We start from the raw sequence: 15826 nt of genomic DNA on the forward strand, positions 1-15826 counted from the left end.
AAAGTGAAGGTAGGGTTTGTTTTAATGTTAAATCTAGATTCTGAGATAAATTCATAAAAAAAGAGCGTATTTACATACGCTCTTTTTACAGCATTTTAACTTTTTTTGCTTAACTGACTGGCATTAATCAATTGACGGGCTTTTTACTTTGAAATTTAAGCTTCTGGTTGCTCTAAGGTATTGGCTTTTTCTGTCCAGTAATCTGCTTTATCTTCATCGGCATCAATGCCTAAGCCGTTGGCATAAATAAAAGCTAAATCACGCATGGCTTGAACCTCACCTAATTTTGCAGATTGCTCCACCAGTTCAATCGACTTTGTTACATCTTTTTCTACTACATCACCACGACGGAAAAAGTTTGCCAATTCTAAAATCGCAGCAGGGTGATTATGTTTAGCTGCTTGTTCTAACCAACGATGCGCATGTTCAAAATAAGCTTTAGATTCTTCAGGATCTTCTTCTTGCATATCTTTCGCATAGACTGCATAACCTTCACCCAACCAATACATAGCCTCAACATGACCGAGTTGTGCAGCTTTGAGTGCCCATTCTTCTGCAAGCTCAACATGCTCATCATTTTCACTTTGCATATAAATTTCAGCAAGTTCAAATTGAGCATCTTTGTTGCCCGCCATTGCGCGGTTATATAAAGCAGGAGAGATCGAAAGTTCAGACATATGAAATCCAAAAGAGCAGAATAGATATAGCCTAATGGGTTGGTATGAAAAAAGCCAATCCGAAGATTGGCTTTTCACACGTGTAGGATGTATCGAAAACGATTATTGGTAATTAAACGAGCAACATGCCGTAGCTAAAAATCGCAATAACCGCTAAACCACCAATATATTTCCAAAAGTATGCTGGGAAATAACTAATACATAAGCCAACACTTAATGCAGCAATCGTCAACGCGCCAAACCAATAACTGATGTTATTACTTGGTGTTCCTAGGGAAAGACAAATGAGTAAAGTGACAATGAGTAAACACCAACCAACCAAAGTCGCTAAGCGTGTTTGCCCTAAAGATAATTCTTTACTAAAAAATTGCTTTTGATGTTTTGACATACTGCTGGCCAGTGCAAAAAAACCTAAACAGCTTAAAGCCCAAATGCATAAGAAGAAGATCATCCTTTCAACTCCTGTGTAACACGTGCTTTTTTAGTAGGGAGTCCTTTATGATTTTTGACTTTATAGAACGAATAGGCAAATAAAACAGCCAACAACCACATCGCAATATCAAAGGATGCAATCATCCACTGACCATGTACTACAGTGTTCCAAAGTGGCTGGCCGCCAGTCATAAAGTTCACAATTGGTAGCAGTGCATAAAGTGCCGAAGCAACCGCTAAAAGTTCTAACCAGGCCTGACGATGTGTGCAGAACATTGGATAAATGAAAGTAATGAGCCAGACAATAAAGAAGCTACGAATTTCCCAATTTGAACGCATTTCCATGCTGGTAGGGATAAAACGGTTAGCATAGAAGAATGCTGCACAGGCAATTGGAAGACCAATAATGGCAGCAATATTAGTTACTTCTACAGTATGGTAACCAAATGATTTATAGCCTTGCTTTTGCTGCTGTGGTGCTCGTTTCACACACCATAAGATGAGACCTGTTGCGACCATTAACGTACCAACAATGCCGGAAATAAATAATAACCAACGAAGAGCAAGATCTACACCTCGTGCTTCATGTAAGGTGGTAACGACATTGTAGATACCCATTGGAACCGATGGATTCTTCAGTTTGGCACTTTCGTCCGTAAGGTCTTTACCGCTAACACCATCAAACTGTTTACTCGCATAAACGTTACGATATGCCACGCTTTCGCCATGAAGTGCACGCAGTTCGATTTTGGCTTGATCTGTATTTGGTGCAATAATGCTGATTGTACTAATTGGATTGGTTTTCCATTCCTTTTGTACTGCCATCACAATTGGCGCTAAATTTGTCAATGGTGCAGCTACAACTGGTTTATCATCACGTTTTTTGCGCTCGCCGCGTCTTTCAATACGATTTTGCTGATCGACATGATTTCCACGGGCTTGTTGTATTCCACCTTGGGTAGTAGATTCTGATTTTGCAGCACGTTCAGGATTTCCACTAGGCTCTGAACGTTCATTTTGATTGTTAGCTTGTTCTGATTTTTTTTCTTCAACTAAAGCACGGTTTTGTTCTTGTAAAAATTGGCCACGATTATCGTAGATCCGTTCAATACCCCACGGCATAATGGTAAAAAGCAGAAGTAAAAGACCGCTAAATGTAATCATGATATGGAAGGGAAGCGCGAAAACAGCTGTCGCATTATGTGCATCAAGCCATGAGCGTTGACCTTTACCTGAGCGGAAGGTAAAGAAATCTTTAAAAATCTTTTTATGAGTGATCACACCACTAATAATTGCAACAAGCATCAATAAGGTTGCAATGCCCACGAACCAACGTGTCCAAATACGTGGCATGCCATACAGTTCGAAATGAAAACGATAGAGGAAACTACCGCCTCGAGTTTCACGTGGTTTTAGTACTTCACCCGTCGCGCTATCGATATAAATTTGTTTACCACCACGACGTGCACGAGGGTCTTCACCCTGTTCGCGTACAGTAACTAAAGTGGCATTTTGTCGCGTGTTTGGCAGTAAAATATTCCAAGCGCCAGCATTTGGATGGTTTTGCTGTAAATAATTTAAAGCGACCTGTGTTTGCTGTATTTGCGAACTTGCTGGAACAGATTGATGAACTTCAGGTGTCATCCACACTGTAATTTCATTTTTGAAGAAACTTAGTGTTCCAGTCAAAAAGATTGCATAGAGCAACCAACCTAAAATTAGGCTCGCCCATGTATGTAGCCAAGACATTGATTGGCGTGGGCCTTCAGTTTTTGCATCTATGCGCATATCAACTTCCTAGCATTTTATAAATGATGTACAAGCACAGCGTTGGAATAACAATGCCTAATGTAGCTTTGCTGGTTTTATTCACCATAAATACCCAAATAAATGCACATGCCCACAGTAAAAAAGCGATTAGAGTGGCGCTCATGGCAGCACTGCCGCGGTCTTCTTGAAAATAATCTGCGATGACGATTGCTGACAGCATGGCCAATACATAACCACCAATCATGGCTAAGGCAAAGCGATAGAAAATCATCAAGCGATAGACGAGGAGGGAGGGTGCGGATTTGATTTTTGAAGGTGCAGAATTTGTAACTTGCGTCACAACAGCTTCAGGCGGTGAGCTATTTATCATCGTCTAAATTACAAGGAAATTTATGAAAGTTAATCTAAATGATAACAATTATTATTAATTATTAGAATGCTTGTAGGATGTATATTTTTATTTTATTCAATATTTTAGAAAATGTTGAAGAAGCTACTCAACATGAAAAAAGGGAATTGTCTTAAAAAATAGGCAAAAAAATAGCGACCTAAGCCGCTACTTCTTCATAGGTTAAAACCTAAAATTATTGCTCTTGCTGAATACCTGCAACTTTCCAGTCTTCATTTGAACCAGCAGGTTTAACAAAATGCCAAACTTCTGCGAAAGGTTGTGGAAGGCTGTTTAAGTCTTCGCTTACAGTACCTGTAAAGCGAACGCTAACAACATATTGACCATTTTCTGTCGCAGAATCTGCAACCATAGCATTTAAGTTTGAAAACTCAGCTACGTCTTCATCTTTATTTGCCATGATGTCGTTATACATCGACTGGTAAAGGTCTGGAGTTAAGTAGCGTTGAATTTCAGCAATATTACTTGCTGTATTCATTGATTGAATGTGGTTAAAGCGCTGACGAGCTACACGTAAGAATGTTGCAGGTTCAGTACCATCCGGTAATTGATTACCCGAATTCGTATACGCACCACCAGCAAAAGGAGCATTCGTTTGCGGTGCATTTGACGCAGTTGAACCACCTACAGATTGACCAAAAATATTAGTGCTATCGTTACCTGCACGTGGAACAGCATTTTGCTGGCCAAACGGTGCGTTATTCGCACCGCTGTTAGGCGCATACGGGTTTGAATTAGCGGCTAGTTTTTTTTTTGCGCCCATCTTACGGAAAATGAAGAAGGCTGCTGCAGCTGCAAGTAAGATCCAAATCCAGCTTGGAATACCGCCTTTTTCTTCCTGTTGTTGAGCTTGCGCTTCAGATGCTGCTTGACCGTTGTTGTCATCAGCAAGAGCGTTTGCAGCTACAGCACCAATTGCCGCACCAGCAACACCGGCAGCAACCATACCGCCAACATTTGAACCAGATTTAGCAGGTGCTGTTGCAGGAGCAACAGGTTGTTGAGCTGGAGCAGATTGACGAGGTTGTTGATAAGACTGAGCAGGAGCTGCCTGACGGCTCATACCATGGCTTTTACCGCCACCGGCACGCTTAGCTTCTGCAATTGGAGCTACCAAAAGGGCTGCTGTTAAAAGAGCAGTCATCAAACCACGCTGTCGAACTTCCATCAAATTTTCCTATATAAAGTTTGAATTGCCCTGTATTTATGCAGTCATTTGGCATTAATTTCAATAGAACATGCGTAAAAACTTGGAAAAATCATCAAAATAAATCAAAAATAAACCTAAGTCTCATCACACAAGGTCATGGCCTGACTTAGGGCTTCATGTAAACGAGCGACCGAAATAATTTGTACACCCGGAATTGGTTTCTGGGGGGCATTGCCACGCGGTAAAATAATATATTTAAAACCGTGTTTGATGGCTTCTTTCAACCGCTCTTGGCCATTGGGTACGGGGCGAATTTCACCAGATAAACCAACTTCACCAAAAACTGCGAGATGCTGAGGTAAGGCTTTACCCCGTAAGCTAGAGGCACAAGCCAGTAGGACAGCAAGGTCAGAACCCGTTTCAGTAATTTTAAGACCACCAACCACATTGACATATACATCTTGTCCAGCGGTTTGTACGCCTCCATGACGATGCATCACTGCCAACAGCATATTCAAACGGTTCTGCTCAAGACCTAAGGCGACACGGCGTGGTTGTCCATGAGCATCATCGACCAAAGCCTGAACTTCGACCAACAGTGGGCGGGTGCCTTCACGACTGATCATTACAATTGAGCCGGGAATCGCTTCGTCATAACGACTGAGGAAAATGGCCGAAGGATTTGAAACTTCACGTAGACCTTTATCGGTCATGCCAAATACGCCCAGTTCATTGACTGCACCAAAACGGTTTTTAACTGCCCGAATCATACGGAAGCGAGAATCGGACTGGCCTTCAAAATACAGAACACAATCGACCATGTGCTCGAGTACCCTTGGGCCAGCTAAAGAACCTTCTTTAGTTACATGGCCGACAATAAAGAGTGACGTCCCGCTATTCTTCGCAAAACGTGTCAGTAATGCAGCAGATTCACGGATTTGAGAAACGCCACCAGGTGCTGATTGCAACGTTTCGGTATACAGGGTTTGAATAGAGTCTAAGATCGCAACAGCAGGGCGTTCTTGGGCTAAAATTTCACAAATCCGCTCAACGCATGTTTCTGCCATGACTTTAAGTTGATCTGTGGGCAGGTCGAGTCGTTGAGCACGTAATGCAACTTGAGAAAGTGATTCCTCACCAGTGACATATAAGGCTGAACTTTTGCTTGCAGCCATATGCGTAGCGGTTTGTAATAAAATAGTCGACTTACCAATACCAGGGTCACCGCCAATTAAAACTACGGAGCCTGTGACTAAACCGCCACCAAGTACGCGGTCAAACTCACCTATACCTGTAGCTAAGCGTGATTCTGTTGAAACAGACACTTGATTTAACGTAGTGACTGCTGCCGCTTGGCCAGCATAGCCGCCACCCATTTTCGGTTGGGCACGATGAGTTACCACAGGAGCAATACTGACTTCGTTTAGTGAATTCCATTCACCACATTCAGAACATTGACCGGCCCATTTTGTATGGTCGGCACCACATTGTTCGCAACGATAGACACTTTTTGCTTTAGCCATAGGAATACATACATCAACTCAAATTGAGTCACAGCATAGCGGTGAATGCACAAAAAAACCAAGACCTTAACTTGAAAAAAATGCTTTCACGACAAGTCACGACGTTTAATTGCAGAGACTTATACATTCATCAAGTGCAACGTTTATAATGCTAAAACCTTCTAAATGAAATGGAACAACGCATGCCACTTTTAGTGAAACACATTGATGAGATTGCACGTGAAAAAAATCGTGATGTGCTGTTTGTACATTTTGAAGAATATGATCATGAACATCAGGAAAATAACCATGCACGTAATGCGTTATTTGAATGGTTAGATTTACAAAATATTGAATATTTTCCTTGTATGGGGCTTGCAGGTGAGGCTTTGCTCGTCAGCTATAGTGGGGATATTTATGTGGATGTTCCATTTGATGTGAATAATCCCGCGTTTCGTACTTTGAGTGAATATCTTGAAGATGAACAAGGCAATATGAAAATTGATGGTGTGTTGTTCTATTCACTCTCTTTGGAGCTCGCTTTAGAAATTGAAACGGATCGTGCAAATGATGAATTTGATGACGAAGGCTTTGAAATGGAATATGACGAAGACGAGTTTGGTGATCAATTTGGTGAAGGCTTTGTTGAAAATATAGATTCACGACCAGAAGATTTAAGCAAGAGAAGCTTAAAAAAACCAAATGATGATGCGGATGATCAACTTGATGATGGGCCTATTGGGACAATTCAATAAATAACTAAACGGTATATAAATAAAAAAAGCCACGATATCCGTGGCTTTTTTATTAAAAAATTAATACAGTTCGCCCGACTTTCGACGTGCAATAAAGTCTTTCGATTCTTTCGCGATGACACCTGAAAGAAGCAGTAAGGCAATTAAGTTCGGTACCGCCATTAAACCATTAAAAGTGTCTGCGAATAACCAAACTAAATCGAGTGTTGCCACACAGCCTACGAACACCGATGCAATGTAAATAAGACGATAAAATAGTACGGACTTTTCACCTAAGAGATAGGTACAGCATTTTTCGCCATAGTAACTCCAACCCAGAATAGTTGAATAAGCGAAGAACACCACACCAAAGGTGACGACCCAGCCACCAAAACCTGGTAATAATTTATCAAACACACTAATGGTTAATACCGCACCCGTTTGATCACCAAAACTGTTACCCGCAACGATGAAGCCCATCACAAGCACAATACCAGTGATCGAACATACAATGATGGTGTCAATGAAAGTACCGGTCATTGAAACTAAACCTTGACGGGCAGGGTGATCAGTTTTCGCTGCAGCTGCGGCAATCGGCGCTGAACCCATACCCGCTTCGTTTGAAAAGACTCCACGTGCTACACCGTAACGAATAGCCGCACCAATCGCACCACCAACTGCTGCTTCACCAGTAAAAGCATAGGTGAAGATCATTTTTAGTGCAGGAATCACCAATTCGAGATTATTCAAAATAATGATTAAGCCACCTGCGACATAACCCACAGCCATAATTGGGACAATATAAGAAGATGCAGTTGAAATTGATTTAATACCGCCAAGAATCACTAAGGCAGAGAATGCAGTGATTACAATACCTGTCATCCAAGTTTCAATACCCAGACTGTTTTCTACAGCCAGTGCGACAGTGTTGGATTGTACCGAACTCCCAATTCCAAAAGATGCCAAGGTGCCAAATAATGCGAAGATGACCGCGAGCCACTTCCACTTTAAACCGCGTTCGATGTAATACATCGGGCCACCATTCATCTCACCATTTTCGTTTTTAACACGGTATTTGACTGCCAACACACCTTCACCATACTTAGTGGCCATACCAAATAATGCAGTCATCCACATCCAAAATACGGCGCCCGGCCCGCCGAGCACACAGGCTGTTGCAACACCTGCAATGTTACCGGTACCAATGGTGGCTGAAAGTGCGGTCATAAGGGATGCGAAATGCGAAATATCGCCATCGTGTGATTTCGCATGTTCATGTTTTCCAAAAACCTGTTTAAAGGCCAAAGGCAACATACGGAACTGCCAAAATAATAAACGGAAGGTAAGGAAGACACCTGTGCCTACAATGAGCACCAACATGTATGGGCCCCAGACCCAACCACTAAGTGTCTCCATGATTTTATGTAAATTTTCCATAGTATCTTTCTTCTTATTAGCCCTGAGTGAATGAATGCTTCGTTTCAGTAAAAAGAAGCAATTGACATGCCATTGTTTGAAACTTCCATGATTTATCGAGCATGTTTTTATCGTTTGAGAAATATTTTTTACATGAAATTTAGCTTTTTACAAGCAAAATGTTGTTTTATTGATCAAGTGAATATACGGTTTTACTGCTGTTTTTTATATATAAGAAAAATAAATTAACTTTGTAAATTAATTCGAAAATATAGATGGTGATAAATATTTTTGTATTTTCTTAATTTTTTACGTTAATTTGTCGCCAATGGAACGCGAAGTTGAATTAACAATATGTCTAACGAAATTCATGGATCGCCAGAAACAAGTGGTGATTTGAAACGAAGCTTGTCCAACCGACACCTACAATTAATTGCAATTGGTGGTGCGATTGGTACAGGTTTATTTATGGGGTCAGGAAAGACCATCAGTTTAGCTGGCCCTTCCATTTTAATTATTTACATGATTATTGGTTTCATGGTTTTTCTCGTCATGCGTGCATTGGGCGAGTTATTACTATCAAACCTTGCGTATAAATCATTTATCGATTTTGCGACCGATTTAATTGGCCCTTGGGCAGGTTATTTCGTGGGGTGGACCTATTGGTTATGTTGGATCACGATTGGTATCGCAGATTTATCAGCCATTATTTATTACTTACAGTTTTTTAATGGAGGAAACTCGTTCTCACCAGAAGAAGGGGTGATGATCAGTATCGCCGCCATTGTCTTTATCATGGGCTTGAACCTCGTTACTGTGAAACTCTTTGGTGAGCTTGAGTTCTGGTTTGCCTTAATTAAGATCATTGCGATTGTGGTATTGATTGGTGTTGGTTTGTGGATGATCTTCACAGGCTTTACATCTACTGCGGGTGATGTTGCATCATTTAATCATTTATGGTCGCATGGCGGGATCTTCCCAACAGGGGTAACAGGCTTCTTAGCTGGCTTCCAAATTGCTATTTTCGCCTTTGTTGGGGTGGAATTGGTGGGTACAACTGCTGCTGAAACCAAAGACCCAGAGCATAACTTGCCTAAAGCAGTGAACTCGATTCCAATTCGTATCATTATTTTCTATGTGCTTGCACTGGTGATTGTAATGTCAGTTACGCCTTGGAATAAGATTGATCCAAGCATTTCTCCTTTCGTGAATTTGTTTAGCCAAGCGGGTATTGCTGCTGCAGCCATCATTATGAATTTGGTGGTGTTATCTTCAGTAATGTCATCAATGAATAGTGGTGTGTTCTCTACATCGCGTATGTTGTTTGGTTTGTCTCGTGAAGAGCAAGGCCCGAAAGCGTTTGGTCACTTAAATAAACGTGCTGTTCCAGCAAATGCGTTGTATTTCTCAGCAGTGTGTTTACTACTCGGTGCTGCATTACAGTACTTTGTACCTAACACGGTTGAAGCATTTACTTTGGCAACCACACTTTCAACGATTTTATTTATCTGTGTGTGGCTCATGATTATCTGGAGCTATATCGTTTACTATAAAACACGCCCAGAATTACATGCTAAATCAACATTTAAACTTCCTGGCGGTTTGTTTACGTGTTGGATCGTGATTATCTTCTTTATTGGTATGATTTACGTGCTATCCCTTGAAGCGGATACCATGAAAGCATTAATGGTCAGCCCAATTTGGTTTGTCGTCTTATTGATTGGTTATTTTTGTTTCTATAAGCCGAAGCATAAATAAGTCTAAATAATACTGATGAAATAAAAAAACTGCTCCTTAGGGAGCAGTTTTTTTATGCGAATTTTTCACTACAAGGCTGATTTTTTACATGACCCAATGTGATCTTTATGGGTTGAATCCTTACCACCAATTTAATGTTTGATGGATAAAAACAGCTGACATGGATTGGTTTTAGAGAACATTTATCGGACTATGAATAGTTTACAAATTGATAAGCGATGTCAGTAAAATCAATGTTTTTAAGGCACTATTGCAAGATAGATTTTTTGAGATGAGCGATAAAAATACAAAAATGCTTAAAATTAGTGCAGGGCGCAAATAAGCCATCTAGGAATTACAGGGCTTTTCTTTTATCCGCGTGTTGATCACGTTATACTCGGAAAAATCTTTTCATTAGGTCCGATTATGTATCGCTTTATGAATTATAAAATGATCGTGCTGATCAGCAGTGTTTTACTGACTGCATGTGGACAGTCTGGTGCATTACATTTGCCTTCTGATGGCAATGCAGATAAACGAGCAAAATATTTGATTTATCCAGATACGCCTGCACAGCAAAAGCAGGATAAGGAAACGACAACTGCACCTGCTGAAGCGTCTAATTCAAACCCAACACCTTAATGCTTTTTTAGAAAGGATACCTCCATGAGTTTCACCCGTATTAATGGGGTATTGCATGCAGAGCAATGTTCATTACAACAACTTGCGCAGCAATACGGCACACCACTATATGTTTATTCAAAAGCGACTTTTGAAAAGCATTATTTAGATATGGATCGTGCATTTAGCTTTATCGATCATCAAATTTGTTTTGCGGTAAAGTCTAACTCAAATATTGCGGTGTTAAACGTGCTTGCCAAGCAGGGCGCTGGCTTTGATATTGTAACTGGCGGCGAATTAGCGCGAGTATTAAAAGCGGGGGGGGATGCATCAAAAATCGTATTCTCTGGCTTGGGCAAAACTGAAGCAGATATTCAAAAAGCATTAGAAGTAGGCATTGCTTGCTTCAACGTTGAATCTTATGCTGAACTGGATCGTATCCAAAAAGTTGCGGCAGGATTAGGTAAAAAAGCCCCGATTTCATTACGTGTAAACCCAGATGTTGATGCTAAAACGCATCCATATATTTCAACTGGCTTGAAAGAAAATAAATTTGGTATTCCTTCAGATTCAGTATTTGAAACTTATCAATATGCTGCATCTTTGCCAAATCTTGAAATAGTCGGTATTGATTGTCACATCGGTTCGCAGTTGACCGAAACACAGCCTTTTGTAGATGCGCTTGATCGTGTCATTGTGATGATTAACAAACTCAAAGAATTAGGTATTGAGTTGAAGCATATCGACATTGGTGGTGGTTTGGGTGTGACTTATAAAGATGAAGTTCCGCCTACAGTTGAAGAATATGCCAACGCGATGCGCCCAGCTTTAGAAAAATTGGGACTAAAAGTGTATATGGAGCCGGGTCGTAGCATTTCTGCTAATGCAGGTGTGTTGTTGACTAAAGTTGATTTACTTAAACCAACCAATCACCGTAACTTTGCCATTATTGATGCAGCAATGAATGATTTAATTCGCCCTGCATTGTATGAAGCATGGATGGACATTCAAGAAGTAACTCCACGTAACGATGTTGAAAAACAACAATGGGATGTTGTTGGTGCAATCTGTGAAACAGGTGATTTCTTAGGGAAAGAGCGAGAGCTTGCACTGAAAGAAAATGATGTACTGGCAGTATTGGGTGCTGGTGCATACGGTTTTGTCATGAGCTCTAACTATAACAGTCGTGGTCGTGCGGCAGAAGTGATGGTAGATGCTGACCAAGCACACTTAATTCGTGAACGTGAAACGATTGAGTCGCTTTGGGAACGTGAAAGCCTGTTGCCATAAGGAGTAAATCAGATGTTATTAGAATTTACGAAAATGCATGGCCTGGGCAATGATTTCATGGTGGTTGATTTAATCAGCCAACGTGCATACCTCGACACAGTGACCATCCAACGTTTAGCAGATCGTCATTTTGGTATTGGTTTCGATCAACTTTTAATTGTAGAACCACCAGATTTACCGAATGTTGATTTTAAATATCGCATTTTTAATGCTGATGGCTCTGAAGTAGAACAATGTGGCAATGGCGTACGCTGTTTTGCGCGTTTTGTCCATGAACGTCAGTTAACCACGAAAACCAAAATTAAAGTGCAAACCAAATCAGGAATTGTAGAGCCTGAATTGGGTGCAAATGGTTGGGTGCGCGTGAATATGGGCTATCCAAAATTCTTACCGCACGAAATTCCATTTTTGGCAGACGAGCCTGAAAACTTGTATGACATTGCACTGGCAAACAATCAGCAATTGACCATTGATGTTGTGAATATGGGTAATCCACATGCCGTGACGATAGTCCCTGATGTGATTACCGCTGATGTTGCGACGATGGGGCCACAAGTTGAATCACATGAGCGTTTTCCACAACGTGTGAATGCAGGTTTTATGCAAATCATCAACGAAAAGCAAGCACGTTTACGTGTGTTTGAGCGTGGTGTGGGCGAAACCTTAGCTTGTGGTACAGGCGCTTGTGCCGCAGCTGTGTCTGGTATGCGTCGTGGTTTATTGGCAAATTCAGTGGAAATTGAATTGGCTGGTGGTAAATTGCAAATTGAATGGAAAGAAGGTGAGGTGGTCTGGATGACTGGTCCAACCGCAACCGTTTACGAAGGACGCTTAGACTTAAGTTACTTCCAAGGTTAAAATGAAAGCCCTGATTTATTCAGGGCTTTTTTATAGCGGTATTTTTTACTTCATTAAAAAATGCGTTTAGCGATTTCAGAGGAAGAAGAAAGGTTTTTTTGCAAGACTATTTTCATAGCGTACAATCTTCCTCAATGAAGAACCAAATCAGGCCGTAGAATATTTTGATGAGACAGCAATTCAAGTTGAGTATTGGAGATCGCAAATGACGGTAGATAATGCTCAACTAATTGAAATGTGGTTAAAGCAACGTGAGATTCAGAATCAGTCGAAGCATACACTGCAAGCATATGAACGAGATGTTCAGGATTTTATGCATTTCTGTGTCTCAAGAAATATTCAGCTGAGTGATGTTGAAAAAACAGACTTGCGTGAGTTTGTTGCTTATAAAGTTGAAAAGTTTCAGTTGAGTCCGAGTAGTTTGCAGCGGATGTTGTCTTCTATACGACAATTTATGAAATGGGCTGAACAAGGACAATATTTGGCATTTAATCCTGCAGATGATTTTCAATTAAAACGTCAATCACGTCCTTTACCTGGTTTGGTAGATATTGAAACGATTCAACAAATCATGGAACAGCCTGAGCCCGAAACGGAAACTCAACGACAACTGTGGATTCGAGACAAAGCCATTTTAGAGCTATTGTATTCAAGTGGACTACGTTTAGCTGAAGTGCAGGGGCTTACCATTCGCGATATCGATTTTAATCGTCAATTATTACGTATTACAGGTAAAGGGAATAAAACCCGCATTGTGCCTTTTGGCTCAAAAGCAAAAGAAGCGGTGATGCATTGGCTACAATTATACCCTGCATGGCATGGTGATTTTGTGCCAGAAGCTCAAGTGTTTATTACCCAAAAAGGGCAACCACTCGGCGTGCGTCAAATTGAAAATCGAGTTAAATTTCAAGCACAGCGCGCAGGGGTAAATGTAGATTTACATCCGCATTTATTGCGTCATTGTTTTGCCAGTCATATGTTGTCTAATAGTGGGGACTTAAGAGCTGTGCAGGAAATGCTGGGACATAGTAATTTAACCACGACACAAATTTATACGCATGTGGATTTTGATCGACTCGCACAAGTGTATGATCAAGCACACCCACGCGCGCAGCATAAAGAATAGTAACAAATTTAAAAACATTGCACTTTAATGTGGTTTGATCTTTGCTACATATTTAGAGTGGTTTAACGAGTTGGGAGTCACTGAAATGTACGATTTAAGTCACTTTCATGAAATTTAAATAAGCTTAGACAAGAATATTGGTAAAATTGACTGATATTTTGAACTATTGTCGCATTATAAAAATTCAAATTATCAGGTATAAAAATTGTCCATTACCTAGTCGTAATGAAATTAGTCCGTTTGACTCGGCATTTTAGTCACGCTGTATTGTTCAAAATATATAGGCCATAACATGATTGCAGATATTCAAGAAAAATATGACCAGTTAAGTGCAAAGCAAAAAGAAATTTTTGCGGGCTATGGTTTACGCCAGATTAAGCACTTTGTTGAAATTAACTTACCAGATATGGAAGCAGTCATGCCTGCGGGGGCACAGGTACAAGGAATTAATGCTGACGGGAAAGTGCAGGCATATGATTCAGCAACGGGTCAGCATTATATTTGGATTTCAGACAAGCAGTGGCAACTCAGTACCAAAGCAACTGAAATGGTTGATAGTAAAGAAGATGCAATGACAGTTTGGCGCATTTTTGATTTACAAAAATATGAGCTCATTGACTTAAGCCATGTACATCGTGATTTTTTAGAGAGCCAAACTGCTTAATTACTGTGAATACTGACTGAAAAGGCACCGGATCGGTGCCTTTATATTTTTATATACGTGTAAATGAACTTCACAAATCTTCTAAAGGTAACTGGAAACTCTGTTTAATAATTTGACTCGGTAAATCGGTTTTGACACTGGTGATGCCGTTCTTTTTGGTTAAATGGGTGGATTGAAACTTACGATAACTTTCTAGGTCTGGTACCACGACTTTTAGCATAGCATCACATTCACCTAAAATAATGTAGCACTCCATCACTTGTGGTAATTCTTTCATGGCTTCAATAAAGGTATCGATGGTTTCAGCATCTTGACCAACTAACCAAATACGTGAAAACAAAATGAGTTGAAAACCAATTTTTTGTGGGTCGACAACAGTCGTGTAATTTTGAATAACACCTGCGTCTTCTAAGATTTTAACTCGACGTAAACATGAAGATGGTGACAAGCCTATTTCCTTGGCAAGATCATTATTTTGGATTCGGCCATTATTTTGTAGCTCACGAATGATACTTTTATCGATTCGATCTAGCTTTACTGAAATAGACTTAGAAGAAAGCTTCATAAATTAGAATATAATTTGAAAAATAATACATATTATAGAATATTTGAAATCCTATTTTATATAGTTTCAAACATACTTATTCCACTTTCACGACATCGAAAGGGAAAAGTTGAAATGTCTGTATTTGCATTGTTTGCCTTAACGGTAATCCCCCTTATTTTCACACCAGGACCCGATATGCTGTTTATCCTGTCACAAGTGATGGGTAAGGATGCAAAAGCGGGCATGATGGCAACCCTAGGTGTATGTAGTGGTTATTTGGTGCACTCGATTTTGGTAGCATTAGGGATTGCAGCGATTATTGTTTCGTTTCCTGTGTTATTTGAAACGATTCGCTGGTTGGGGATCGCTTACCTTTTATATTTATCAGCACATTTGTTGCGGTCGGTATTTACTCATAAAAAACTAAGTATTGAGAAAAAATTAGCTTCAAATCCTGTGAAAAAGGGCTTTTTTACGGCGCTTTTAAACCCCAAGGGTATGTTGATTTATTTCGCAATCTTACCGCAGTTTATCGATAAAACTGGTAATACCGTGAGCCAAGGCTTGATCCTTTCACTGATATTTATTGGCTTAATTTTTATCGTGTATTGCAGTTTGAGTGTGATCTTTGCACATATTACACAAAAGACGCAGATTGATGAACGTAAGCAAAAATGGATTGATGGAACATCTGGTGGTTTACTCGCACTGGCTGCTTCTTGGTTAATTGCGAACTAATGAAGAAGAAAAAAACCTCCTACATGTGGTAATGCCAGTCAGTTAAGAAATTGACTGGCATTTTCTTGGATATTTTTGTGCTTTAATTTTCACTACTCGCGGACATTGCCTTTGCCTTTTTTCAGGTAATACAAATATTTTAGATTGTTCAAATA

At 40.2% G+C, this 15826-nt stretch carries 16 protein-coding genes; 8 read left to right on the plus strand and 8 right to left on the minus strand.

Annotated features, from left to right (window positions below; all coding sequences use genetic code 11):
- Window positions 1-155 precede the first annotated feature (155 nt).
- The 6 genes from FTT84_RS14145 to radA form a co-directional block, all read right to left on the minus strand.
- The gene (locus FTT84_RS14145) at window positions 156-677 is read right to left on the minus strand and encodes a tetratricopeptide repeat protein (RefSeq protein WP_067765396.1); all 522 of its coding nucleotides are present in this window, start codon (window positions 675-677) and stop codon (window positions 156-158) included.
- 112 nt (window positions 678-789) lie between these two features.
- Window positions 790-1128: a DUF3325 domain-containing protein gene (locus FTT84_RS14150; RefSeq protein WP_180057222.1), complete on the minus strand. Its 339-nt coding sequence runs from the start codon at window positions 1126-1128 to the stop codon at window positions 790-792.
- On the minus strand, window positions 1125-2897 hold the full coding sequence (locus FTT84_RS14155; RefSeq protein ID WP_180081533.1) for a PepSY domain-containing protein: 1773 nt from the start codon (window positions 2895-2897) through the stop codon (window positions 1125-1127). The genes FTT84_RS14150 and FTT84_RS14155 overlap by 4 nt, the downstream gene beginning before the upstream one ends.
- A 1-nt stretch (window position 2898) precedes the next feature.
- Entirely contained in the window at window positions 2899-3249 is a 351-nt protein-coding gene (locus tag FTT84_RS14160; protein ID WP_067765387.1) for a hypothetical protein, read from the minus strand.
- A 214-nt stretch (window positions 3250-3463) separates the two neighbouring features.
- Entirely contained in the window at window positions 3464-4456 is a 993-nt protein-coding gene (locus FTT84_RS14165) for a Tim44 domain-containing protein (RefSeq protein ID WP_067765385.1), read from the minus strand.
- 116 nt (window positions 4457-4572) lie between these two features.
- A complete protein-coding gene (gene radA, locus FTT84_RS14170) occupies window positions 4573-5961 on the minus strand; it encodes a DNA repair protein RadA (RefSeq protein WP_067765382.1) in 1389 nt (462 codons plus the stop codon).
- Window positions 5962-6143: 182 nt separating this feature from the next.
- Here radA and FTT84_RS18270 point away from each other — a divergent pair, with 182 nt between their 5' ends.
- Complete coding sequence (locus FTT84_RS18270; RefSeq protein WP_373685035.1) at window positions 6144-6695, plus strand: hypothetical protein; 552 nt, start codon at window positions 6144-6146, stop codon at window positions 6693-6695.
- Between the two features lie 60 nt (window positions 6696-6755).
- On the opposite strand, the gene FTT84_RS14180 is transcribed toward FTT84_RS18270, so the two are convergent.
- Window positions 6756-8111, minus strand: a complete 1356-nt coding sequence (locus tag FTT84_RS14180) for a sodium:alanine symporter family protein (protein ID WP_180081535.1) — start codon at window positions 8109-8111, stop codon at window positions 6756-6758.
- A 333-nt stretch (window positions 8112-8444) separates the two neighbouring features.
- Between FTT84_RS14180 and FTT84_RS14185 the strand changes: the two genes are divergently transcribed.
- The 6 genes from FTT84_RS14185 to FTT84_RS14210 all read left to right on the plus strand — a co-directional run bounded on the left by FTT84_RS14185 (window position 8445) and on the right by FTT84_RS14210 (window position 14386).
- Complete coding sequence (locus FTT84_RS14185) at window positions 8445-9848, plus strand: amino acid permease (protein WP_180081536.1); 1404 nt, start codon at window positions 8445-8447, stop codon at window positions 9846-9848.
- A 417-nt stretch (window positions 9849-10265) separates the two neighbouring features.
- On the plus strand, window positions 10266-10469 hold the full coding sequence (locus tag FTT84_RS17955) for a lipoprotein (protein ID WP_067765761.1): 204 nt from the start codon (window positions 10266-10268) through the stop codon (window positions 10467-10469).
- 24 nt (window positions 10470-10493) lie between these two features.
- The gene (gene lysA / locus FTT84_RS14195) at window positions 10494-11738 is read left to right on the plus strand and encodes a diaminopimelate decarboxylase (RefSeq protein ID WP_180057214.1); all 1245 of its coding nucleotides are present in this window, start codon (window positions 10494-10496) and stop codon (window positions 11736-11738) included.
- Window positions 11739-11750: 12 nt separating this feature from the next.
- Complete coding sequence (dapF, locus tag FTT84_RS14200) at window positions 11751-12596, plus strand: diaminopimelate epimerase (RefSeq protein ID WP_180081538.1); 846 nt, start codon at window positions 11751-11753, stop codon at window positions 12594-12596.
- A gap of 205 nt (window positions 12597-12801) precedes the next feature.
- Window positions 12802-13722 (plus strand): tyrosine recombinase XerC, encoded by a 921-nt coding sequence (locus tag FTT84_RS14205; RefSeq protein WP_180057210.1) that lies wholly within the window; start codon window positions 12802-12804, stop codon window positions 13720-13722.
- 292 nt (window positions 13723-14014) lie between these two features.
- Window positions 14015-14386, plus strand: a complete 372-nt coding sequence (locus FTT84_RS14210) for a hypothetical protein (RefSeq protein WP_218949773.1) — start codon at window positions 14015-14017, stop codon at window positions 14384-14386.
- A gap of 70 nt (window positions 14387-14456) precedes the next feature.
- Here the strand turns inward: FTT84_RS14210 and FTT84_RS14215 are convergent, their stop codons facing one another.
- Window positions 14457-14951, minus strand: coding sequence for an Lrp/AsnC family transcriptional regulator (locus FTT84_RS14215; protein WP_180057208.1), 495 nt, complete (start codon window positions 14949-14951; stop codon window positions 14457-14459).
- Between the two features lie 114 nt (window positions 14952-15065).
- On the opposite strand from FTT84_RS14215, the gene FTT84_RS14220 reads away from it, so the two are divergent.
- Entirely contained in the window at window positions 15066-15671 is a 606-nt protein-coding gene (locus FTT84_RS14220) for a LysE family translocator (protein WP_180057206.1), read from the plus strand.
- Window positions 15672-15826 lie beyond the last annotated feature (155 nt).

The sequence above is a fragment of the Acinetobacter sp. YH01019 genome, from assembly GCF_013420285.1.
GTDB lineage: Bacteria > Pseudomonadota > Gammaproteobacteria > Pseudomonadales > Moraxellaceae > Acinetobacter > Acinetobacter gandensis.